We start from the raw sequence: 22,289 nt of genomic DNA on the forward strand, positions 1-22,289 counted from the left end.
TAAAGGATGGCAAGTGAACAGCAACAACATTTTCAAGGACGAAACAATGCAAATCCGCCTGGCTTCAGAGTTTGATACCGATGTATTGGTCAATTTATTTGATGAATACCGTCAAAGTATGGGGTTTAAATCTGAACCAAAAAATTGTCGAAATTTTGTGAGAACTCGTCTACAAGAAAATGATTCGATGATATTTTTGGCTTGGGAACAAGAGCATTGCCTTGGCTTCATCCAACTTTACCCGTCTTATTCTTCTTTATTGCTAAAACCTGTTTGGTACTTTGACGATGTTTATGTTGATTCAGCCAGACGTGGCGAAGGCATTGCCGCTAAACTCATTGCTAAGGCCAAGTTATTAGCTGATGGTACTGAGGTTATTTTGGTTAAACGAACTAAAGTGCTCGATAACGAACTCGAGAAAAACTTAACTAACATGACCGAGACGGAAGGGATGTACTTATACCATTCCGATATGTAAGTGAGCGTTGATTTAATTAGCTTGTAAACTAGCATCTAGCCTTTGGAAATTGATAAAATGCCAAAGGTTTTTTTATGTCTGAGGGTTTTAGGTTGAATAAGAGTTTAGTCACTAACATCATTGCTGCATTATTTGTATTGGTAGGTTATGTTGCCGCTTTACCTATAGTGTTCACTATAGGGTTATTTGCGTTATCTGGTGCGATAACAAATTGGTTAGCTGTGCATATGCTTTTTGAAAAAGTCCCTGGTTTGTATGGTTCTGGTGTGATCCCTTCACGGTTTGAGGAGTTTAAAGCAGGCATTAAGCATTTAATGATGTCGCAATTTTTTACTCAAGAAAATATTGACCGCCTTTTAACAGAGAACAGTGCATCAGCCATTGATTTAACGCCAGTGATCGACAAAGTTGATCTTGAACCGTCATTTGATGCGTTAGTTAATACGGTAGAAAACTCTTCATTTGGCGGAATGCTGTCGATGTTCGGTGGTACTGAAGCCCTAATACCTTTAAAAGAGCCTTTTATTGAAAAGATGAAAGCGTCGTTAACTGAACTAACACAGAGTGAAGAGTTCAATCAGATTTTAGTTAATGAACTTGAACAGCCCAACGTGATGGCTGATCTGCAAGCTAAAGTATCTAACATTGTCGATCAACGTTTGGATGAGTTAACTCCAACAATGGTTAAAGATATTGTTCAAGAAATGATACGTAAACATTTGGGCTGGCTAGTGGTGTGGGGCGGTGTTTTTGGCGGTGTCATCGGGGCAATTGCAGCAGTGCTTCAGGCCTAATAACAATTCGTTATTTAACACGCTAACAGCCTCTGTTAAGTGTGTATTTGGCGCTATTTAAATGCTTCAAATATTACCTCAGCCACCTTTATTAAGGTGGCTTTTTATTCCATTATTTTCATCAATCCGGACAGTAAGTTTAGTTGAGTTATTCGACATCCGTTGATAAATCCACTATTTTGGATAATCAGAATCAACTTTTTCGACATCTTATCGCTTAATTTGGGCTGGATGACCATTTCGCCAATAACTAAGGGAATGCTTATGTCAAATCATCATAAAGTCAATTACTTAGAAATACCGGTTAACGACCTTACTAAAACAAAAACGTTTTTTTCTGACGCTTTTGGTTGGCACTTTAAAGATTATGGCCCTGAATACAGCTGCTTTTTGGACGTTGGCATTGATGGTGGTTTCTATTTGTCATCAACTCACTTTAACCTTGAAAAAGGTTGTCCGTTAATCGTGCTTTATAGTCAATGCCTTGAAACCAGTGAACGTAAAATTTTGGCTGCTGGTGGATTGATTACTAAAGCTGTATTTAGCTTTCCTGGTGGGAAAAGGTTTCATTTTAGTGATAATAATGGCAACGAATATGCCGTTTGGTCAGAGTAAAATGGCCAACTTAAAGACTAATAACATTGCTGAAAATCAACAAAATACGATCGTTAATTCACCTTGTATTGGCAATTGCTGTTTAGATGAGCAAGATGTGTGTTTGGGTTGTCACCGAAGGTTAGATGAAATATTGGGGTGGCATAAAATGACCGACAACCAAAAAAGAGAGCTTATACAGGCACTATCTCAACGATTAGCGTCGCCTAAATGAATTGTCTTCTAGGCGAATGATTACCTTCTGAAGTGGTTAATTGATAAACCCACCGATCCATTACAAACATATGTGAGGGCAAACTAAGTAGCAGTTGAGACGACGGAGTGATTGCTCTATCTCATTATTTCAAAATATTGTTATTGCTCAGTCTCTGTTTTAAATAAGCTGAACCCGCGAGCCTGATAATTTTTTAAGGCGCTAGGATGGTCTAAAGAGCACGTATGTACCCATACTCGCTTAGTATTTGGTAGTGCCCAAGCTTGCTTTATAGCCTCACTAAGTAAGTAGCCGCCCATTCCCTTACCGATAAACCTTACTCCTAGTCCAAAGTACATTATTTCAACTTGGCCGTTGGATTGTTGTTGCAGCTCAAAATAGCCTGCAGGTGAACCTTCAAAGTAAGCAACGTACAAATGTAAGTGAGGATCTTCGCTATAGCTTTTCCATTGTTGCTCTGACCAGCCCAGTTTGTCGGTCCACTCCCACGCTTCCCCAACAAACTGATATAGAAACCGATTGAATTCAAACTGGGGAAGCTTGGCTTTAGTGACAATTAAACCTTTAGCATCTGATTTTGCGTTTAATTGACTTGCATGGGTCATTTCTAAATGAAAAATTGTCACATCAGACATGGAAAACCTTTAAAAATAGCTGGAGCAGTGATTATAAGATTGCAGACATCAACTTACTGGTTCTAAAGGCGAATTATCTTTAATCATGACCAAAACTGCAATATAAATTAGTGCTAAAGGTGGAAAGAATGCGAGTAAGAAGCCAATCGCTGTGGCTAACTTAGGTGAAGAGGTTTTTTTACTCCCTAATTTATAACTGCTCCATGTAATAAAAATGGTAAATGGCACCCAAAGCACCATGAGTAATTGTCCAATAAAAGCGGCATTAATTGACATTATTTAATCCTTTAAATATTGAGTTTATAAGTAACTGTTAAACTAGCATTGAAAATATAGCATAAAAACAAACATAAAAAAGCCATCGACAGTCGATGGCTTTTTATTAATAGGTTATTTATAACAACTAATAAGCACTGTCATGGACGTTTTTAACAGCACGACCTGAAGGGTCATTAATGCCTTGTAAACTCTCATCCCAAAGTAATGCTTCAGGTGTAGAGCAAGCGACCGTTTTCCCGCCCGGTACTGTTTCTGCTGCTGACTCTAATGGGAAGAACTCTTCAAAGAAGCAACGATAGTAATAGGCTTCTTTTGATTCTGGCGTATTGTACGGGAATCTAAATTTAGCGTTGGCTAATTGTAAATCATCCACTTGCTCTGCAGCGATGTCTTTAAGGCCATCAATCCAAGAGTAACCAACACCATCACTGAATTGCTCTTTTTGACGCCAAACGACTTCATGTGGCAATGCATGTTCGAATGCTTCACGTAAAATGTTTTTCTCAATACGACCTTCTTTTGACATTTTAGCCTCAGGATTGATACGCATAGCGACATCCATAAACTCTTTGTCTAAAAATGGAACACGTGCTTCTAGTCCCCAGGCCGCCATGGCTTTGTTTGCTCGTAAACAATCAAATAGGTGTAATTTATCGAGTTTACGTACTAACTCTTCGTGGAATGCTTGTGCATTAGGTGCTTTATGGAAATATAAGTAACCGCCAAATAATTCATCAGCGCCTTCGCCTGAAAGCACCATTTTAATGCCCATCGCTTTAATTTTACGGGCCATTAAGTACATTGGTGTCGCTGCACGAATAGTCGTAACGTCATAGGTTTCAAGGTGATAAATAACTTCTTTAATCGCATCTAACCCTTCTTGGAAGGTGAAATGGATTTCGTGGTGAATTGTGCCAATTGCATCGGCCACTTTTTGAGCTGCGATTAAATCTGGTGCGCCTTCTAAACCAACAGCAAATGAATGTAGCTGTGGCCACCATGCATCAGTTTCGCTGTCATTTTCAATACGACGTTTAGCAAAGGTTTGTGTAATTGCCGAAATAACTGATGAATCTAACCCGCCTGATAACAATACGCCATAAGGTACATCTGACATTAATTGACGTTTAACCGCAGCTTCTAAAGCATCTCGCAATTCTTCTTTACTCGCGGCATTGTCTTTTACTGCTTCAAAATCTTGCCAATCACGTTGGTAGTATTGGGTTAATCCTGCGTCTTTAGAATAGTGGTAATGGCCTGGTGTAAACTCTTCTACTGTTTTACATACCGGCATTAACGCTTTCATTTCTGATGCGATGTAATAGTTACCTAGACTGTCACGACCAGAATAAAGCGGGATAATGCCCATATGATCACGGCCAACTAGAAATGCATCTTGTGCTTTATCGTAGAGCACAAACGCAAAAATGCCGTTTAGTTTATCTAAAAAATCGACGCCGTATTCTTGATATAAAGCTAAAATCACTTCACAGTCTGAGTTTGTTTTATAACGGTATTTTTCGCCTAGCTCTTCTTTTAGCTGTTTATGGTTATAAATCTCACCATTTACTGCCAGTACAATGTTGTCATCTTCACTAATTAGCGGTTGTGCGCCGTGGTCTACGTCAACAATCGCCAAACGTTCATGTGCCAAAATTGCTTTATCGTCAGCATAAACACCTGACCAGTCGGGTCCACGGTGGCGCAGTAGCTTAGACATTTCTAAAGCCACTTGACGCAATTCTTTTGCGTCTGATTGAATATCTAATATTGAAAAAATTGAACACATAATTTGGCTCCAGAATCGCTATATCTACACTTAATAATCTTTATCTGGAAATTACTTTGACAGTATTTTTCTCAAGGTTCAACTGTATTTTTTGAATAATCGTCAATGTTATTGGGTTTTCAGTTGGTTAAATCTGTTTTTGTTGGCCTTGTTTTTGAGGTTTATCTATTTTTTTGTTGCTACCATTGATGAATATTTATTTTGACTGGGTAGATAGCCCAAGAATTTTAAGATTGTGGAATCGAAAGTGATTAAATTTTTCAGGTATTTTAATAGGGAGATCTTGAGGTAGTTTTATACAAAAAATCCCTTGAGGTATACAAACTCAAGGGATATTGATTAAAGATACAGTTAAAACGACTTATATTGTTAAAGGCCAATGCTATTAACTCATTGCAGGATTAACTCAATGTACGATTAGCTCAATACGTTATTAATTCCTGCAAAATTAGCAAGGTTAGTCCTTTGCTGGTCTAAGCGAATTAAATTCCGAACCTTGATAATAGCCTGGCCAATCATCGTTATTGGCTAAAGATTTCGCTGATTCAAAATACACGGCTAAATCTTGTAAAGCGCCAGAAAGGTCCCAGTCTTCATGATAATGATCGCAAACACTGTGATAGCATCCTTTCATTTTTTGTTGCATCGCTTTTTTATACTCTGCAGTCTCGTCATCTAGCGGAATACTACCGCCACCAGCAAATACCGCTGGTACCCCTAATTTTGCAAAGCTGAAATGATCTGAGCGGAAAAACCCGCCTGATGCAGGGTTACGTTCGCGAGTAGCGTGACGGTTTTGTTTATTTGCTACATCAATTAAATAGCGCTCAAGTTCTGACTGGCCTTTGCCAACAATGGTGTAATCTTGCGTCTTGCCATAAACATTAGTGCTATCAAGGTTGAATACAGCAACGGTTTTATCAATCGGGTAGATTGGATTTGCAGCATAGTAACGCGATCCCAACAGCCCTTGTTCTTCACCTGTTGTTGCTATAAAAGTTAATGAACGTTTCACGCCTTGGCCATTTTTGGCTTGTGCAGCAAATTGACGTGCTATTTCCATTATCCCAGCTGTTCCCGAGGCATTATCTAATGCACCGTTATAGATGTTATCGCCATCTTTGCTTGGGTCTATACCAATGTGATCCCAGTGAGCAGTAAATAGAATGTGTTCATCACTTGCTTCAGTCCCCTCAAGAGTTGCAACCACATTATAGCTGTCTGCGTATTCAGCCTTGCTGGTAAATTGAATATCTGCGGTTTGATTTAACTCAAGATGAATCGCGCTATCTGCAGCACGTGCCATTAATGGTTCCAATTCAAATCCTGCTTTTTTGAACAAGGCATTAGCGCTTTCCATTGTCATCCAACCTTCAACAGCAACGCGTTTATCTTGCTCTGCTTGATTTAAGACAAGATCTTGTTGTGCACCAGTCCAGCTGTTTTCAACAACAGACCAAGGATAAGATGCAGGAGCCGTATCATGGATAATGATTGCACCTAATGCACCTTGACGGCTGGCTTCTTCAAACTTATAACTCCAGCGGCCGTAATACGTCATTGCTTTGCCGTTGAATTTATCTGACTCTGGGTGAGCAAAACCTGGATCGTTAACCAAAATGACCGCTATCTTGCCTTTCATATCAAGGTTTTCATAATCATTCCATTGATACTCTGGCGCATTAACTCCGTAGCCAACAAACACCAAAGGCGCATCTTTAATGTTAACCCCACCTTTATCGTGACGGCTTCCCAGTACAATATCTTGGCGATAATGCATATCAATGCCCGCCAAGCTGATAGCTTGGTCTTCACTTGCGGTATAACTCACCATAGGAACCGGTTGTAAAAAGCTGCCTTGATAAGCGCCTGTTAAACCCATTTCAGTAAATGCTGCAGATAGGTAATCAAGGGTGAGTTTTTCTCCTTTTGTTGTCGGGGCGCGGCCTTCAAACTCATCTGATGATAAGGTCTTGATATCGTTTCTAAAACGAGATTCATCAAACGTTACTTTTGTATCTGTAGATACCGCTGAGGTGTTTTTTTCCGTTTGGCTCGGAGCAGTAGGGGCATTTTGTGGGCTACAAGCCGTGATGAGTGCTAACGCACAAAATGGCAGCAATTGCTTCATAGGTTGTCCTATTGTTATTTTTAGTCTTAATCCGAGTTAAAACCGCTCAATGTAGTAGAAATGCGGTTTTACTATGCAGGCATAATGAATCAAGCCTATATTGCATTCAATAGAGAAGGCTTGAAATTATGTTACCTAATGTTAATCAGAGAAATATTCAGTTATTTAAACTGTTAAATAACTTTTTTGCTGATGTAAATATGGGATTATGCTAGTTAGCCTCAGAGATCTTGATACCTAAGAGGCTAATTTTAGCTGAGTGGATGATTTGAGTAGATAAATGGCGTTTTTGTCGGAAATTAAACGACGTCAATATCGCCAGCACATTTAAACACATGATTAGGTCTAAACGGTTCTTTGTCGATATCTGCCATTTGGCTGACACCACTGGTGACTAGAATCGTTTCAAGACCCGCTTGAAAACCTGCCAATATATCGGTGCGCATGTTGTCGCCAATAATGACGGTATTTTCTGAGTGACCTTTGATGTGGTTTAACGCCGAACGTATAATCCATGAGCTTGGTTTGCCTACATAAAATGGCTTTTTACCGGTAATCCGTTCAATCGGTGAGCATAAAGCGCCACAAGCAGGGCTGTATGCTGGACCATGAGTGTCGGGGTTTGTAGCAATAAAGCGAGCACCATCAGCGATAAAACGGGACGCTTTGTGGATCATGTCCCAGTTAAATGAGCGAGTCTCACCAACAATCACAAAGTCAGGGTTAATATCAGTAATCGTAAAGCCAGCGTTGTAAAGCTCGTGAGTCAGGGCGCCTTCACCAATAACGTATGCTTTACTGCCTTTTTGGTGTTTTAAAAAGTCCGCCGTTGCCATTGCAGAAGTGTAAAAGCTACTTTCAGGAACATTAATGCCAGCAGCGCCAAGGCGGTTTTGTAAATCTTTTCCTGTTTGAACAGGGTAGTTGGTAAGAATAACCAGTGGATTGCCTTGCTCGAGCACTCTGTGGATAAATTTATCACTTCCGGGGATCAGTTTATTGTCGTGCAGTAAAACGCCATCGATATCGCAGATAATATTTTTCATTGATTACTCTTTATTGATGAATGCTTTCATCATATAAAGGCATTTTTATGTAAAAAACAATCAATATGCTCGTGATTTAACCAAAAACAGGGTAATTAATTTTACGGTATTATAATTGCTGGCTATTTGGTGTTGATTTGTCTCTTTACAGGCTGATTGCCGCTAAAAATGGGTGATAACTTATGTAACTCCTAAAGAGAGTATTTATACTTATTTTGTTCGCTTCAAAGGTCGTTAACATTTACCATCCTTGGCATAATAATTAGAACTCGGGTTCAGAAATAGTATGAAACTGTGACATCAAATAAATGATCATTATTTATGCCAGTTATTATTTGGTCAACATATTTTATTTCAGCATTATTTTCAGTGTAAGTATGGGAAACTTCCAGCCACCATTTTCCAATTTCATCCATAGAAGTGCCAAAGCCCGTTTTTATCTTAAAAGTGTTAACGTCAGCTGATGTACTTTGTGTATTTGACGATAATTTAACCTGCTGAAATTGAGGTTGCAGCAGTATATAGCTTGAATCGTTGATGGCATAACTTGCAAATAAGTTAGTCTGGAATCCTTTAACATCACTTTGTTGACCAGTGCTCCCCTTAGCTTTACCGATGACATAAGCAACGTTAGGGTATACTGATAATGAGTCGGTTAGTGAATATTTGCTAATTACCCCCAATGCTAGAGTGTCTGATCCAATTGCTTCTGTGTCCATTTTCCAAGACTTCATGTAATCAACGCTGTAACCAATTTGCTCAGTGGACATGAAGTTAGCATCGAACACTTGAAAATATCGAACTCGGGTATCTTGAGCTAAACGATTATTCTCATGGGTGGTCGCTGATTTGTGTTCAACTAAGCTCAAGAAGCCATTTCCAGCAGAATATTGACCCGCAACCCCACCCATTAAAGTTATTTCTTTGTTATTGTTCAATGATCCACTCACAAACGAATTAACTTGAGTTAAATCACTGGGTGAAACCTTTTCTTTAGTGGGCAGCTCTGTGGCTGCAATACACCCAGTAAACAGGGAAGCGATTGATAAGGTAATCAATGTATTTTTCATGGTATTCTCTCTAAATTTTATTGTAAATTAAATGTTTATCGTAAGGTGCGCCTAGAGCGCCGATATGGCTTACAAGGGGTTTTATACGTTGTGGTTATAGTAGTACGATGGGGTTTACTAGGCTTTTGAGGAATGTTTAGTGAAATCTAGAGATAAAAAAGGCTACCAAGTTGGTAGCCTTTAGTTTGAGGATAAATTAATTGCTTTCACCAACAATAACGACGTCACCGTTTTCATCTAAATAAGCACCAATAGGTTGCTCAGTTAATGCTTCGATGATGGCTGGAATTGTTTTGTAGAAAATTGAAATCGCCATTCTTGGTGTTTCTGAGATTGGATAGCCACCATTCATTGCAATCACAGTATCAGTATCAAAATCCATTGCGAGAACTTGTCCATGAATACCTACCATCGCTAAGATTTTGTGTTCGCCGATATTAAGAACTCGGAACTGATCTTTATACCATCCGTCAGCCAACGCACTTTCTTTGCTTAACTTCCAAGCTGCACGAACTTCATCATTACCACTCATTAAACTATCAATAAATGCTTTAGGTAAAACTTGTTCACCATTATAGTTTTTACCATCATTGATAATCATCTTGCCAATTCGTGCTAAATCTTTTGTTGATGCATTCATACCGCCTGAAGCCATTGCATCACCAGCATGTCCAGCCATCAAATAAACATCGTTTTTAGCACCTACTTTTTGCCACAGTCTTTCTAAGTTACTGGCAAGGTTTTCACCAGTCGCTACCTCAACAACTTTACCGAGGACTTCTGTGTTGACACACTGGTAAGTGTATTTTTCACCCATAGAACCTTTAAATTTAGTTACTAACTGAAAGTAATCATTAATGCCATTTGGATAAGTTTTTACACCTTCAAGAGAATTATAACTTTGCGCCGTTGTCATTCTTGGGTCCCATGAAAAGTGAGGCGGTGTATTGATGACGACTGAAGTTCTCATATCTGAAACTTCTTGAACTGTTGCAGTTTCCCAAGCTGTGCCTTTTAGTTCAGGTAGATATTCGATAACCCGTTTTGACATATTCAATTGACCATTCGCAACAGCAATTTGAGCCGCCATCGAAGTGAATGACTTTGTAACTGACATATCAAGGTGGGTCGTATTTTCATTCATATTGTTCCAGTAGTGTTCGTGTGCTAGTTGACCATTTTTAAGCACTACCATTGAGTGATTTTTAACGCGATCACGTAAAAATGTATTGAGGCTAATTTGTCCATCAACATCATCYACAAATATGTTGTCGAAGTTCATCTGACCCGTACCTAAATCTTCATGGTTGCCCTGAGTGTTCAATTTATAAGAGTGAGTAAACTTATATGCATTAGTGAAAGTAGATGCTGCATTTTCACCTTGATCCCAATTCTCAATCGTAATCGCATGGTGAGCGGCATTATCAACAAATGCTTCGTCACGGCTTTGAAATTCTGCCGCATTAACATTCAGAGCCACAAGCATTGGTAAAGCCATAAGTGTTTTTGTCATAGTAACCTCAGTAGTAAACCGTCTTTGGCAATGTCATCAAACTTAGTTAAGTTTTCTGAAACTTGCTTCAAAGGATGATGTTGGTAGTCAATATTTCGTCTTGGGTTCATATTGCCAATTTGCTTGTTACTAAGCATCACTGTTAGCTATAGTGATTATTAAAATGAAGTGAGTAGTGAAATGAAGTAATAAATGAAAGGAAGTGATAAAAGCTTAAATGTTTTAAACGTCAGCTAACGCTCACCAATAAATTGAATTGGTATTTTGATATTTGGTTCGACATTCAAGTTTTATTGCGCTGTATAACGTTTCATTCTACTGAACAAGAAAAAGGCGACTTAATACGTCGCCACTTTAGGATAAGTTTATAGATGAATAGGGTTTTGTTTGAGTGTTAATTTATCGGGTTGATTTCCACTCTAGCCATTCTTTGATCTCGGATGGATTACCATGTTCTTTGAAAAACTTTATGCACGATTGCGGTGCTCTAGTCCCAATATTACTTTCGCACCACATATTGAGTTTGTAATGTGAAGTAAAGCCATCAACCCATGCAGCATAAACTTTATCTAGCTGTGCGTAAAACCCGAAATCAATTCTACCTTTCTCAGCTAACCAAGGGTATTTGATGACCTTAACCTTAGTTGTATCAATGACACTGTTTGCCATCTTAATCAAAATTTCTGAAAGTACTTCTGAGCCAATGTCTTGGATGGACAAGGTTTCTATTGAATGGATATCAGCGCCCACCAAGTGAATAACACGATTAGACAAAATCGTCGTATCAATGGTCTGAACCATCTCATACCCTAAGTTGTCTAGCAAACGGTATAAAGACAAGTTCCACTCTTGTTCGGTGAAATCACCATTTTTAATTGCTCGTTGTAATTCTTTATTACGTTCTGACTGGATGACGAGGTGTTTTTGTAAAGCTGGATATTGTTTTAGGGCTTGATGAGGGACTTGTGCAATTAACTCTAGTAGTTTCGTTTGATCTGTTATTAGGCTTGCAAACTCTAATTTAGCTGAATCATCCATATTATTAGCTCATATAAAAGTTGGTTAATTAAAGGATTGCTGTAAATTGATATTACCTGAGTAATACAGGCTTGGCGATAAATACGCATTCTTTAATAAAAACAATCTACTTAAAACAGTACAGGAGCTAAATTTCCTCTACGTTAACAGGTAATGTGTAATAAAAGTCATTACTTTTTGGGATGTAAGATATCTGACTTCAGTGATAGGTGTTAAAGACATTAAAAGGTATAACTGATTTTTATGCCCTGGGCATCTTTGCCCATTAACACCGGTGCAATGGTCAAGTTAGGGTCTCGATATCGACTTGTCACAAAATAACTCACTGTATAGGCTAAACACGCACCAGCAATGACGTCAGTGTTCCAGTGTTTATTCGCTTTGACTCTTGAATAGGCTACTCCAGTCGCTGCAATGTATGCGGGTAAGCCGTATTTAAATCCATATCTGTGATCCAAAAAAGCAGCGCCACTGAAGGCGGCCGATGTATGACCACTTGGAAAACTACGTTTACCACCACAAGGGCGAGTAACATCAGTAACATATTTAGTTGCTTCAGTGATTGCTTGTGTATAAACAACCGTTTTACCTAATTGCCACATTCCTTCAGTATCATCTTTCATCCAGGCAACGAAAAAGCCTGTTAGTGGAATAGCAACTTGAGCAACATCACCATAAGTGCGTAAATCACTATGGATGCTTTCTGCATTTGCGTTAACAGAAAATAAAAGTGGTAAAGCTAATAGTAGTTTTTTCATCATTACCTCAAGAAGGATTTGCCGTCCTTGGCAAGAGAGAACTTAGAATGTTGCGGTAATACCTACACGAATAGCTTCGTCATTAAGGCCGCTATATAGCTTTTTACCTGTGTATTGAACATATGGCTTAACAATATCGAAGCCATTGAATGTTGCTCGAACTTCAGAGGACCAATCAGAAGATTTAGCACCGATGCCTTTGTAAAGGTTTGCCAAATCTTTGTTCTTTTCACTTTCGTGAATAGCAGTTGCTTTTAGTGAAACCAATTCAAAGTTATAACCAACTGTTAAATCAGTTCGAGCAATTTTGCTTTGAGATGACAATTCAAACTGGTCAACTACATTTGAGCCACCATCCATTGTTTCAACGATTTGAACTTTGAAACCTGTGTTTTCTTGTGCATATTCCATGCGGTAGCGAGCACTTGCAAATAAGCCGAAATCAAAGCTATAACCAGCTTCAAGTCCAAACATTGCTACATCTGAGCCTTCACCCATAGTATCGAAAGTTTGATAACCAGTGACTTCACGTGTCCCATTACCACCTGGAATTACATCATCAATAGTGAATGTTCCATCACGTTCTGCATGGAAGTTGTCTGATTTGTTGAACAGATATTTAGCGCTTGGAGTGAGGTAGAAACCGTCAGTGATAAAGAACTGATGCTCAAGACCAAGTTCAAATGATTTATCAGTTTTTGCTTCAATCGACAATCCAGTTCCAAAATCAAATTGATGACCTAATTTAAGGCTTTGAACGTGGTTCTTTGAGTCAGCATGTTCTGAATATACATCAACTGTTGTTGAAGCTATTGCAGAACCAGCAAATAAAGAGGCGATTGATAAAGCGATTACAGATGTTTTCATTGTATTTCTCTCTCGAGTTAGTGAGGGCTTGGCCCATGAGTTGTTTAATGTTATTTAGCTTCGACGTTGAATGCGTAGCCGTAAGAGCCGTTGTGGTAGTACTCCTCAGGGTTACTTAGCTGAACATCGATGCTTTTTGTGTTTGCATATTCCATTGCAGCTTCTTTAGCGTTTGTTTCAGTAATACCACTGGTAAGGTAAGCAAAAGGAGACCAGCTTGAATCCATCACCAACACTCGGTTGTCGTCGCTTTTTGAAGCGTGGATTTTGATTTCAAGACCATTTGAAGCCTTAAAATTTTCGGTATGCGTCATATCAAAATTCAATGAAGTTTTAACGTGACCATATGTACTAGAAATAGGAGCCAGTACATCAGCTTGAATTGTTGGCGCTACTGTTAGGGTTAAGGTGAATGCGATAGTCGCTATTAATTTTTTCATGATGTTTCCTTAGTAAGTTAAAGTCGGTATTGATAAGGAGTTTTCCACTTGGATTGATTTTTTCTACCAGTAGGTGGTGACTCGATGTGGGTATGTTATTAAACGAAGGTTCACTAAGCTTTACTGGCGTTTATAGTGAGCATTAGTGATGTATTTACGCTGTAGTTACTAAATTGCAGACATAAAAAAAGCTACCGAAGTAGCCTAGATTGAGTGAGTGTTTTTGAGGGAGGTTATTGCTTGTAACTATTTACGCTGTTTGTATAAGTTTTAGGTTGAAGTAGTTCCTTAGTTAGAAAAACAGGCATATTAATTAGTCCGCATTTGAGGCGGATTTCAATCTTTTGTTTAACATCAGCGGTTTATTGTCTTTTAGGTGTGCTAAGTATTCAACCATAAAGTCATTGTAAGCAGTAAAATCATCAGCAAACCAATGCTTGATTAAGAACCGTTTAATCGTTTCTTGCGAGCCACTTATTTCTACATGAGTCGGTTTAAATGTAACGGTAAGCTTGTAGATAAAATGAACATGGCCGTAGCGAATGACATCTTCTTCAGTGAGCACAGCTTCTGTTCTTATTTTCATTAAATGTTCCTGTAAATTCCATAGAAAGGTAATCGTTTAAGGATTTTTTGTTTTGTCGTTTGCTTTTATTAAGCCTTATGGTTGAAATATGGGAGGTGTGTATAAATTGCGGCTTGAACTCTATACACATTAGTTACTTCATTACCAATGAGACAATATTAAGGTGACTTGGCGTTACTAGTAATTAAAAAGACATTTAGTAATGGTTAACTCAGTATTAAATTCCTAAAATAGCGAGTTATCGAAGTGCGAGTTATGACTATGCGATTGATAACCTTTACCAAGAGTGTAGTGCTTTGAGTATTGGATAACACTGAAATCTGATCGCTACTATAGTTTTGTAGGTTAGCTGTCTTGATAGTGCTTTAATGATGCTTGTAGATACGTTACCGATTAAAACAAACAAAGAGGCTAAAAAGCCTCTTTGGAAGATGTCATTGATTCATGCATGATTGGTTAGGGTTAAATTATGGTTAACACTCAACGATATTGACTGCTAAGCCACCTTTGGCCGTTTCTTTGTACTTACTACGCATATCTTTACCGGTGTCCATCATTGTTTTTATCACTTTATCAAGTGTGACCTTATGGTTACCGTCGCCACGCAATGCCATACGAGAGGCGTTAATTGCCTTTACTGCGCCCATTGCATTACGTTCAATACACGGTACTTGGACTAATCCGCCAACAGGATCGCATGTTAATCCAAGATTATGCTCCATACCGATTTCTGCCGCATTCTCTACATGCTCTACAGTGCCGCCCATAATTTCTGTTAGTGCTGCAGCTGCCATTGAACAAGCGACGCCCACTTCGCCTTGACAACCCACTTCAGCACCAGAAATAGAAGCATTTTTCTTATACAAAATACCGATAGCAGCGGCAGTCAATAAGTAGCGGCAACATACATCAATGTCCACTTCTTGCACAAAGGTGTGATAGTAGCAAAGCACTGCTGGAATGATGCCAGCTGCGCCATTAGTCGGAGCGGTGACGACGCGATCGCCTGCAGCGTTTTGTTCATTGACTGATAACGCAAATAAATCGACCCAATCCATTGCTGTTAATGGATCCATATTATTACGGCCTTCGGCTTGTAAGCGGCGATATAAAGCTGGTGCACGTCGACGAAGTTTAAGGCCACCAGGTAGCATGCCTTCTTTTTGATAACCACGTTCGATGCAGTTTTTCATCGTTTGCCAAATGTCCCATAAGCCCTGTTTTACCTCTTCTTCAGAAGCAATACTCAGTTCATTGGCCATCATTAATGACGAAATACTTAAACCATTTTCACAACACACATCAAGAAGTTGCGTGGCTGAATCAAAATCATAAGGGGCTGATTTTATGGGTGTTGCAGGTGAGGCATTTGTTTGGGTGATTTCATCTTCATCTAGAATAAAACCGCCACCGACAGAATAATAAGTACGTTCATAGATACAACTGCCTTCGCTATATGCATATAGCGTCATTGCGTTGGCGTGAGCAGGTAAACTTTTACGACGATGATAAGTAATCCCGTGATCACGGGTAAATTTGACTGTTCGTCCATCTGCAATCGTTAGGGTTTGATTGGCTGATACTTGCTCTAAAATAGCGTCGATGGTGTCAGTATCAACGGTATCAGGATCTTCGCCCATTAATCCAAGAATGACCGCTTTACCTGTACCATGACCTTTACCCGTTTGGCCTAAAGAGCCAAATAATTCTGAGCGTAATTCATCGGTTTGCGCAAGTATATTTTGTGCAGCTAAGTGCTGCATAAATAACTTACCAGCCTTCATTGGACCGACAGTATGGGAGCTTGATGGTCCAATACCGATTTTAAACATGTCAAATACACTAATCATTGTTATCAACCTTTAATTCAGTCGTTTTTTATTATAGTCGTTTATTATATTCGTCGTGTTGTGTGAGATAGATTTGCCAGCATAATAGCCTGCGCCAATGTGTCACTATATGCAGATAACAAAACAAGTAATAGGCGGGTTGTTTTCGTTATTAACTGTTTCTCTATAGGAGATTTCTCTGCATAATAGTCGCCACTAAACATGTTTAGATTAATGGCTTAAACATAATCTAGGTTCAAATCACGATAGTTATTTTACTGAGTATCCCATACTTTTTACGAGTTCGTTCATTAGATTTTTTTATGCGACTTACTTCACATTAGTTGAGGTTATTGCAAGGGGGAACTCAAGGGTGACTATTCATAAATATGAACAATTATGAGGTTGTACTGCCAATATAAACAGGAGCTCTCGTGAGTTATTTAATGATGGATTTAGCTGGCCATAGCGTTAGCGAAGAAGAGGCGAGCTTACTCTCGCATCCACAAGTTGGCGGAATTATTTTATTTACCCGCAATTTTTCTAATAAAACACAATTGATTGACTTAATTAAATCTGTTCGGCAAATACGTCCTGAATTATTGATTGCTGTTGATCATGAAGGTGGCCGAGTACAACGGTTTAGAGAGGGCTTTTCACTTATTCCTGCCATGGGGGATATATTACCCGCAGCCGCTGGAGACATAACACTTGCGCAAAGCTGGAGTAAAGAACTGGGCTTTTTGATGGCAGTTGAATTACTTGCTTGTGACATTGATTTAAGTTTTGCTCCAGTGCTAGATGTAAACGGCATTAGTGATGTGATTGGTAAACGCAGTTTTAGTGCCGAACCTAGTCAAGTGAGCGCGCTGGCTGAATCGTTTATTGAAGGAATGAATGAAGCAGGGATGGCCGCAGTAGGAAAACATTTTCCTGGTCACGGCAGTGTTAAAGCGGATACCCATGTTGCTATGGCAGAAGACAATCGAAGCCAAGCACAAATATTTGAACATGATATGGTCCCTTTTAAGCAACTTATGGGTAAAAAATTACTCAATGGGGTGATGCCAGCGCATGTGGTTTATAGTCAGTTAGACCCCAATCCTGCTGGTTTTTCTTCTTTTTGGCTGCAAAAGGTATTAAGACAAGAGCTTGAATTTGATGGAGTGATATTCTCTGACGACTTAGGCATGAAAGGGGCTTCTTTTGCGGGAGATTATCTCGGTAGGGCTAAAGCGGCTTTAACAGCGGGTTGTGACATGATTTTAGTGTGTAATGACCCCGAAGGTGTTAACACGCTTTTAGCTAATTTTGAATGGCCGCAAACACCACCAAGTGTTAATGCGACCAAGCTTAAAGCAAATAAGGAACAAGTCATGAGCGCCTTAGGTTGTGAGGAGCGTTGGCAAAAAGCCCAGCAACTTGCCAATCAAATAACACACTCACAAGCGTAAACTGGCCAATAAAAAACCGAATGACATAAACAGATTTGTTCATGTGCATTCGGTTTAGTGATGCTAATGCTAACGGAATCGTTTGCTCTACACCTGACCAGACTAAATTAGTTTCAGTTAGTGAAAGGCTTACTTTAATGATTCATGGCTTGCATTGCCTTCAGTCATCAATGCCGGAGTATCATCACTAAGTGGTTGAGTACTTTCCTCAAGCGAGTCTTCCATCACTAGATCTTCTGGCTTAGTGGTTGTCGGTTGTTCCATTTTTCTAATTTGCATCACAATCCCCATTTTAGGGTGGTCAAAGTAGTGGATTTCACCTGATCTTACTCGTCTGTTTTGCACCATAGGAATAGATTGCAAAAATGGACTTAATACTTTTTCATTTTCCACTTGAGTGCTGTATTGATAGTAATCATTTTGCACCACTTCTTTTTGGATGGGTTTACGAAGCGCAAGTTGTGTTTCGATAAATAAATAATGACTTAAGTAAATATTGATATTGCCATCAAGCTCCCACACTGGAGTCGTTTTGGGTTCATCAATAAAGCTGCCAAATGATGAACTGAAGTCAAAAGTTGAAAACTCATCTTCTTGCTGTTCTGTGACTGGGTTGCCAGCGTATTCAAACTGTTCTGAAAAGTCTTTACCTGCGTAGATGCGAATCGGTTTGGCACGGTTGCGGGACTGCATATCTTGTTGCCATGTCATATGCAATAAACTACGCACGTCTCGTTCACGCTTTACAGCGCTGATTATCTCGGCAAATTGGCTCTGGGACTCAGCTAATAAAATTGGCCCTTCACCTAAATAGGCGACTTGAGGCTCATCGGCAGCAATAGAAAAAGGCACCTGACTTGGGAAGGTGGTTTTATTGGCACTGACCAATGGATCTTGGCAATCAACTTCGCCACTTGTCCAGTCTGTTGATGTGCAGCCTGATAAGCCTAATGCAACGCCAGTGATGTCGTTACTGATAATAGGGGTAATTAAGTCGACATTTTTGCGATTAGGCGCAACTGCGGCATTTTCTTGCCATTGTTCTAGGCTGTTAGATTGTCTTTCAAACACGAAAACTTCGACTTCAAACCAAGACTTGGCTTGAACACTTACTGACGAACTTATCGCTGTGATAGCGGCAATTGATATAACAAGGTTACGCAGCACTAGTGGGTTTCTCCAATACGGTGTTGAGCTAATTGTTCTAGTAACGTCTTCACTAAGTCTAGACGTTGTTTGCTGGTTTCAGCAGGGATAGTGAACTTTAACTTATTTGAGCCTTCCATTCGATAAATTTGTGGCTGGCTTTGTAATAAACCAATGATGAACATAGGATCTATTTTATGGTCGTCATTAAACTCTATGCTACCACCTTTGGCATGCATCTCAATCTTACTGGCGCCTAACGCTGTTGCTTGGTGTTTGTATAAGGTTAGTTCCATTAAGTTGCGAGTAGGATCTGGCAGTAGACCAAATCTATCAATGAATTCAACTTTGAGTTCATCTAGCATTTTTTCAGTTTCGCAATTGGCAATACGTTTATATAAAGACAAACGCATATTAACGTCTGACACATAGTCATCAGGGAGTAGGGCTGGAATACGTAATTCAATCTCACATTGTGAATTTAGCATGTAAGCAAGCGACGGCTCTTTGCCTTCTTTTAATGCTTTCACTGCTGATTCCAGCATTTCCATATATAGACTAAAACCAATTTTAGAAATATGGCCGCTTTGCTCGTCACCTAAGAGCTCGCCCGCACCACGAATTTCTAAATCTTGTGTGGCTAACATAAAGCCTGCGCCTAAATCTTCTAAGGCATCAATTGCGGCGAGTCGTTTACGAGCATCTGCGCTCATTAATTTTGGATGTGGCGTCATTAAATAGGCATAAGCTTGGTGATGCGAGCGACCCACACGTCCCCGTAATTGGTGCAATTGTGCAAGCCCAAATTTATCAGCACGATCGATAATGATTGTGTTGGCGCTAGGTACATCGATACCGGTCTCAATAATCGTTGTACATACTAATACGTTAAATCGTTGGTGGTAAAACTCTGACATGACTTTCTCAAGTTCACGTTCTCGCATTTGACCATGAGCGGTAACGACGCGAGATTCAGGTAATAATTCGCGAATGTCTTGGGCACATTTTTCAATGGTTTCGACATTATTGTGCAAGAAGTAAACTTGGCCACCACGCAGTATTTCCCGCAGTATAGCTTCACGTACCGTTGCAATATCGTACTCACGAACAAAGGTTTTTACAGCTAAGCGTTTTGCTGGTGGAGTTGCGATAATAGATAAATCTCGCATCCCCGACATTGCCATATTTAAGGTTCGTGGGATTGGGGTTGCTGTTAATGTCAGGATATCAACATTTGCCCGTAGTGCTTTGATTTTTTCTTTTTGGCGGACACCAAATCGATGCTCTTCATCAATGACAAGTAAGCCTAAATTGTCAAAGTTGGCTTCAGCTTGGAGTAATTTATGGGTACCAATAACAATATCGACTTTGCCTTCAGACAATTGTTTAAGCACCTCATTTTGCTCTTTTACAGAGCGAAAACGTGACATGACTTCAATGACGACAGGCCAGTCTGCAAACCGATCTTTAAAGTTTTCATAATGCTGCTGAGCAAGCAGGGTGGTTGGTACTAATACTACCACTTGTTTGCCTGCATTGACCGCGACAAAAGCCGCTCGCATAGCAACTTCAGTTTTACCAAAACCGACATCACCACAAACCAGTCTATCCATGGCCATTGGCGCTTGCATATCGTCAAGCACAGCTTCGATTGCGGTTTCTTGATCGACAGTTTCTTCAAAAGGAAAACCTTGAGAAAATTGGGCATATTCTTCAGCTTCAATTTTCATTGCATCGCCAGGTCTGGCTTRTCTTCGGGCGTAAACATCGAGTAATTCTGCGGCAACATCACGAATTTTCTCAATGGCTTTTTTCTTGGCTTTAGCCCACGTTTCGTTACCTAGTTTATTTAAGGTTGGGCTTTCATCGGCACCCACGCTGTAACGACTAATTAGGTGCAGTGAAGATACTGGAACATATAACTTATCGCCGCCAGTATATTCAAGCTGTAAGTACTCAGCGACTAAACCACCAGTATCAAGTGTGACTAAGCCTTGATATAGCGCAACACCGTGTTCAAGGTGAACGATAGGTTCACCGACTTTTAATTCAGCTAAATTTTTGACTAATACATCAGAGCTGACTTGCTTTTGTTTTTCTCTACGTCGTTGCTGAGAAATCCGTTGTCCGAATAATTCAGTTTCACAAATAACGCTGATATCACCTTTAGGCGTATCGTGAATAACACAGCCTCGTGATAGCGGCGAGACAATTAACCCAATAGGAGCTTTTGCCTTGATGTAGTCATCTAAATGATTGAACAACTTAGGCTTAATATCGATTTTGCCTAGCAACTCAATTAATGCTTCACGTCGACCTTCTGATTCAGCACAGAACACCAATTGTTGATGTGTTTGACTATATTCTTGCAGACTGATTAATGGCTGCTTGAGCTTGTGATTGGCATTGATATCAGGCAACGCAGACACACTAGCGTGTTGCGCTTTGTTATTTTCATCACTAGGAAGAGCAAATTGCGAGCGCTGATAGCGCTTGAATTGTGCAAATAACTCATCGATGAGCAGATACAGTTCTTGTGGTGCGAGTAAGGGGCGTAAAGGATCAACTCTACGGTCTTCATAGCGGCTGTTGATTTCACTTAAATGGTGCTGACTTGCTTGTTCAATATCACCCAGTGTAATGAGCTGAGTGTTCTCTGGAATATAATCAAATAGATTGGCTGTTTCATCAAAAAACAGTGGTAGGTAATTCTCAATACCCGCAGGCATAAGGTTTCTACTCACGAGCTGGTAAACCGACTCTGCTTCTTTTGAGATGACCTCAAATCGACGACGGTAACGCTGCCTAAAGCCTTCAATTCCGGCATTGTCAGTAGGAAACTCTTTTGCTGGCAGCATTCTTACTGCGTCTATTTCTTGCTGAGAACGCTGGGTTTCAGCATCAAAGTAACGAATTGACTCGACTTCATCGTCAAATAATTCAATTCTTAATGGTTGATCTGACCCCGTCGGAAAAATGTCTAGAATAGAACCACGAATCGCAAATTCGCCGTGCTCGTATACTTGGTCAACAATGTAATAACCCGTATCTGTTAAATGTTGTCTTACTTGTTGGAGACTATAAGTGTCGCCTTTTTTCAGCAACATGACATTTGCAGTTAAAAATGATTTAGGCGGCAGTTTAACCATGAGCGTGTTAACTGGCACAATAATAACATTGTGTTGTGTTTGGCTCATTTGCGCTAAGGTTTCTAACCGTTGAGAAATCAAATCTTGGTGCGGTGAAAAACTGTCGTAAGGCAAGGTTTCTCTGTCAGGAAACAAGCAGACATTGACGTCGTAATGAGACAATAAGTAACCGAGTTCAACTTCAAGTTGTAGCGCTGCTGGCGTATCACTTGTGACAATCAGAGTTGTGCCAGAATGTTGCTGAATTAAACTCGACAGGGTAATGGCTTGAGATACGCCCCCTAGTGTTGCTAATGTCTGAAATTGTTGGCCTTTTTTTACACTAGGCGGTGTTAAAACGCTAAAATTCTTCATTGAATTATTAAGTTTACTTCTGTCAATGTGTGATGTTCCAGCCGATACTAATAAGGGACTCAATAGTAAAAGTATTGGTAACGGATATGAATAAAAGCAAGCAT

The 22,289-nt window shown here is 39.7% G+C and carries 20 protein-coding genes; 5 read left to right on the forward strand and 15 right to left on the reverse strand.

The annotated features are described in order from the left end of the window. Positions 1 to 46: 46 nt before the first annotated feature. The 4 genes from A9267_RS00095 to A9267_RS00110 all read left to right on the forward strand — a co-directional run bounded on the left by A9267_RS00095 (position 47) and on the right by A9267_RS00110 (position 2,101). Complete coding sequence (locus tag A9267_RS00095) at positions 47 to 478, forward strand: GNAT family N-acetyltransferase (protein ID WP_055026295.1); 432 nt, start codon at positions 47 to 49, stop codon at positions 476 to 478. Between the two features lie 92 nt (positions 479 to 570). Beyond that, the gene (locus A9267_RS00100) at positions 571 to 1,272 is read left to right on the forward strand and encodes a DUF445 domain-containing protein (RefSeq protein WP_082972184.1); all 702 of its coding nucleotides are present in this window, start codon (positions 571 to 573) and stop codon (positions 1,270 to 1,272) included. A gap of 264 nt (positions 1,273 to 1,536) precedes the next feature. Next, on the forward strand, positions 1,537 to 1,887 hold the full coding sequence (locus A9267_RS00105; RefSeq protein WP_055026293.1) for a VOC family protein: 351 nt from the start codon (positions 1,537 to 1,539) through the stop codon (positions 1,885 to 1,887). Continuing rightward, positions 1,868 to 2,101: a DUF1289 domain-containing protein gene (locus A9267_RS00110; RefSeq protein WP_082972140.1), complete on the forward strand. Its 234-nt coding sequence runs from the start codon at positions 1,868 to 1,870 to the stop codon at positions 2,099 to 2,101. The genes A9267_RS00105 and A9267_RS00110 overlap by 20 nt, the downstream gene beginning before the upstream one ends. A 140-nt stretch (positions 2,102 to 2,241) precedes the next feature. Here A9267_RS00110 and A9267_RS00115 read toward each other — a convergent pair whose 3' ends face one another. The 13 genes from A9267_RS00115 to A9267_RS00175 all read right to left on the reverse strand — a co-directional run bounded on the left by A9267_RS00115 (position 2,242) and on the right by A9267_RS00175 (position 16,103). Beyond that, positions 2,242 to 2,736, reverse strand: coding sequence for a GNAT family N-acetyltransferase (locus A9267_RS00115; RefSeq protein ID WP_065107788.1), 495 nt, complete (start codon positions 2,734 to 2,736; stop codon positions 2,242 to 2,244). Between the two features lie 48 nt (positions 2,737 to 2,784). Next, positions 2,785 to 3,012: a hypothetical protein gene (locus A9267_RS00120; protein WP_065107789.1), complete on the reverse strand. Its 228-nt coding sequence runs from the start codon at positions 3,010 to 3,012 to the stop codon at positions 2,785 to 2,787. Positions 3,013 to 3,139: 127 nt separating this feature from the next. Continuing rightward, complete coding sequence (gene asnB / locus A9267_RS00125) at positions 3,140 to 4,804, reverse strand: asparagine synthase B (protein WP_055026290.1); 1,665 nt, start codon at positions 4,802 to 4,804, stop codon at positions 3,140 to 3,142. 457 nt (positions 4,805 to 5,261) lie between these two features. Beyond that, complete coding sequence (locus tag A9267_RS00130) at positions 5,262 to 6,935, reverse strand: M28 family metallopeptidase (protein WP_065107790.1); 1,674 nt, start codon at positions 6,933 to 6,935, stop codon at positions 5,262 to 5,264. A gap of 299 nt (positions 6,936 to 7,234) precedes the next feature. Next, positions 7,235 to 7,981, reverse strand: a complete 747-nt coding sequence (locus A9267_RS00135; RefSeq protein ID WP_055026288.1) for an HAD-IIA family hydrolase — start codon at positions 7,979 to 7,981, stop codon at positions 7,235 to 7,237. 275 nt (positions 7,982 to 8,256) lie between these two features. After that, positions 8,257 to 9,051: a hypothetical protein gene (locus tag A9267_RS00140; protein ID WP_065107791.1), complete on the reverse strand. Its 795-nt coding sequence runs from the start codon at positions 9,049 to 9,051 to the stop codon at positions 8,257 to 8,259. A 196-nt stretch (positions 9,052 to 9,247) separates the two neighbouring features. Next, positions 9,248 to 10,564, reverse strand: coding sequence for a serine hydrolase domain-containing protein (locus A9267_RS00145; protein WP_065107792.1), 1,317 nt, complete (start codon positions 10,562 to 10,564; stop codon positions 9,248 to 9,250). Positions 10,565 to 10,963: 399 nt separating this feature from the next. Continuing rightward, entirely contained in the window at positions 10,964 to 11,602 is a 639-nt protein-coding gene (locus A9267_RS00150; protein ID WP_065107793.1) for a hypothetical protein, read from the reverse strand. Between the two features lie 221 nt (positions 11,603 to 11,823). After that, complete coding sequence (locus tag A9267_RS00155; protein ID WP_065107794.1) at positions 11,824 to 12,360, reverse strand: phosphatase PAP2 family protein; 537 nt, start codon at positions 12,358 to 12,360, stop codon at positions 11,824 to 11,826. 42 nt (positions 12,361 to 12,402) lie between these two features. Next, complete coding sequence (locus A9267_RS00160) at positions 12,403 to 13,227, reverse strand: hypothetical protein (protein WP_065107795.1); 825 nt, start codon at positions 13,225 to 13,227, stop codon at positions 12,403 to 12,405. Positions 13,228 to 13,277: 50 nt separating this feature from the next. Beyond that, positions 13,278 to 13,667, reverse strand: a complete 390-nt coding sequence (locus A9267_RS00165; protein ID WP_065107796.1) for a hypothetical protein — start codon at positions 13,665 to 13,667, stop codon at positions 13,278 to 13,280. A 313-nt stretch (positions 13,668 to 13,980) separates the two neighbouring features. Continuing rightward, positions 13,981 to 14,253 (reverse strand): hypothetical protein, encoded by a 273-nt coding sequence (locus A9267_RS00170; protein WP_065107797.1) that lies wholly within the window; start codon positions 14,251 to 14,253, stop codon positions 13,981 to 13,983. Between the two features lie 473 nt (positions 14,254 to 14,726). After that, the gene (locus A9267_RS00175; RefSeq protein WP_065107798.1) at positions 14,727 to 16,103 is read right to left on the reverse strand and encodes an L-serine ammonia-lyase; all 1,377 of its coding nucleotides are present in this window, start codon (positions 16,101 to 16,103) and stop codon (positions 14,727 to 14,729) included. Between the two features lie 413 nt (positions 16,104 to 16,516). On the opposite strand from A9267_RS00175, the gene nagZ reads away from it, so the two are divergent. Further along, positions 16,517 to 17,536, forward strand: coding sequence for a beta-N-acetylhexosaminidase (gene nagZ, locus A9267_RS00180; RefSeq protein ID WP_065107799.1), 1,020 nt, complete (start codon positions 16,517 to 16,519; stop codon positions 17,534 to 17,536). A 129-nt stretch (positions 17,537 to 17,665) separates the two neighbouring features. Here nagZ and A9267_RS00185 read toward each other — a convergent pair whose 3' ends face one another. Then, complete coding sequence (locus A9267_RS00185) at positions 17,666 to 18,703, reverse strand: peptidoglycan binding protein CsiV (RefSeq protein WP_065107800.1); 1,038 nt, start codon at positions 18,701 to 18,703, stop codon at positions 17,666 to 17,668. Then, a complete protein-coding gene (mfd, locus tag A9267_RS00190; RefSeq protein ID WP_065107801.1) occupies positions 18,703 to 22,185 on the reverse strand; it encodes a transcription-repair coupling factor in 3,483 nt (1,160 codons plus the stop codon). The genes A9267_RS00185 and mfd overlap by 1 nt, the downstream gene beginning before the upstream one ends. Positions 22,186 to 22,289 lie beyond the last annotated feature (104 nt).

This window comes from Shewanella sp. UCD-FRSSP16_17, from assembly GCF_001675935.1.
Lineage (GTDB): Bacteria > Pseudomonadota > Gammaproteobacteria > Enterobacterales > Shewanellaceae > Shewanella > Shewanella japonica.

Excerpts from the sequence above, each read along its gene's own strand:
- A9267_RS00160 (WP_065107795.1), bottom strand. The coding sequence starts at position 13,227 with ATGAAAACATCTGTAATCGCTTTATCAATCGCCTCTTTATTTGCTGGT.
- A9267_RS00175 (WP_065107798.1), bottom strand. The coding sequence starts at position 16,103 with ATGATTAGTGTATTTGACATGTTTAAAATCGGTATTGGACCATCAAGC.
- A9267_RS00120 (WP_065107789.1), bottom strand. The coding sequence starts at position 3,012 with ATGTCAATTAATGCCGCTTTTATTGGACAATTACTCATGGTGCTTTGG.
- A9267_RS00095 (WP_055026295.1), top strand. The coding sequence starts at position 47 with ATGCAAATCCGCCTGGCTTCAGAGTTTGATACCGATGTATTGGTCAAT.
- A9267_RS00110 (WP_082972140.1), top strand. The coding sequence starts at position 1,868 with ATGCCGTTTGGTCAGAGTAAAATGGCCAACTTAAAGACTAATAACATT.
- A9267_RS00165 (WP_065107796.1), bottom strand. The coding sequence starts at position 13,667 with ATGAAAAAATTAATAGCGACTATCGCATTCACCTTAACCCTAACAGTA.
- A9267_RS00105 (WP_055026293.1), top strand. The coding sequence starts at position 1,537 with ATGTCAAATCATCATAAAGTCAATTACTTAGAAATACCGGTTAACGAC.
- A9267_RS00140 (WP_065107791.1), bottom strand. The coding sequence starts at position 9,051 with ATGAAAAATACATTGATTACCTTATCAATCGCTTCCCTGTTTACTGGG.
- asnB (WP_055026290.1), bottom strand. The coding sequence starts at position 4,804 with ATGTGTTCAATTTTTTCAATATTAGATATTCAATCAGACGCAAAAGAA.
- A9267_RS00130 (WP_065107790.1), bottom strand. The coding sequence starts at position 6,935 with ATGAAGCAATTGCTGCCATTTTGTGCGTTAGCACTCATCACGGCTTGT.
- A9267_RS00155 (WP_065107794.1), bottom strand. The coding sequence starts at position 12,360 with ATGAAAAAACTACTATTAGCTTTACCACTTTTATTTTCTGTTAACGCA.
- A9267_RS00170 (WP_065107797.1), bottom strand. The coding sequence starts at position 14,253 with ATGAAAATAAGAACAGAAGCTGTGCTCACTGAAGAAGATGTCATTCGC.
- A9267_RS00150 (WP_065107793.1), bottom strand. The coding sequence starts at position 11,602 with ATGGATGATTCAGCTAAATTAGAGTTTGCAAGCCTAATAACAGATCAA.
- A9267_RS00115 (WP_065107788.1), bottom strand. The coding sequence starts at position 2,736 with ATGTCTGATGTGACAATTTTTCATTTAGAAATGACCCATGCAAGTCAA.
- A9267_RS00135 (WP_055026288.1), bottom strand. The coding sequence starts at position 7,981 with ATGAAAAATATTATCTGCGATATCGATGGCGTTTTACTGCACGACAAT.